We start from the raw sequence: 1,008 nt of genomic DNA on the forward strand, positions 1-1,008 counted from the left end.
AGGAAATGCTAAATATAATTTAGGTCAGTATGAAGAAGCTATTAAAGATTATGATAAATGCATAGAGTTAGATAATAAATATTCAAAAGCTTATAATAATAGAGGATTGTCTAAAGAAAGTTTAGAGCAGTATGAAGAAGCTATCAAAGACTATGATAAAGCTATAGAGTTAGATAATAATTATTTAGAAGCCTATAACGGCAGAGGAAATGCTAAATCAGCTTTAGAGAAATATGAGGAAGCAATAAAAGATTATGATAAAGCCATAGAATTTGATAATAATAATCCAGTAATTTATTTCAATAGAGGGAATGCTAATCGAAAATTAAAACAATATAAGGAAGCTATTAAAGATTTTGACAAAGCTATAGAATTAGATAATAATGATTCATCTGCTTATTATAATAGAGGAAATTCTAAAATATATTTGAAGCAGTATGAAGAAGCGATTAAAGATTATGATAAAGCCGTAGAATTAGATGATAATAATTCATTATATTATTATAATAGAGGACTAACTAAATTCTATTTACAGCAGTATGAAAAATCAAGTGAAGATTTTTCTAAATGTATAGAAATAGATGAAAGCTATATAGCTGCTTATAATCAAATAGGCTTTAATAAAATTAAATTAGCGAATATTGAATTAAAAAATGATAATATTTCAAAAGCAAAAGAATTATTAAATGAAGCTTTGGAATATTTTGATAAAGGCATTGAAATAGTTGATGATAATGCTGAAATATATGATACCAGAGGATATGCTAAAACTAAACTTGCTAATATTGAAAGAGATAATGGAAATATAGAAAAAGCCATTGAAGTATATAATGAATGTTTGAAAGATTTTTATAAAGTTGAAGAATTAGAAAAAGAAATACCAGAAACTTTTAACAGCATAGGATACATTAAAAATATACTTGCCAATATTCAAAAAGAAAATATTACTAAAGATGAATATAAACACTTAAAAGATGAGGCTTTAATTTATTTTGAAAAAGCGTACAA

At 24.4% G+C, this 1,008-nt stretch carries 1 protein-coding gene; it reads left to right on the forward strand.

Annotated features, from left to right (window positions below):
- Positions 1–1,008: tetratricopeptide repeat protein (locus EZH24_RS12530; protein ID WP_161976176.1), on the forward strand; the 1,008-nt coding region annotated here is incomplete at both ends.

The organism is Brachyspira catarrhinii (assembly GCF_005518285.1).
GTDB lineage: Bacteria > Spirochaetota > Brachyspiria > Brachyspirales > Brachyspiraceae > Brachyspira > Brachyspira catarrhinii.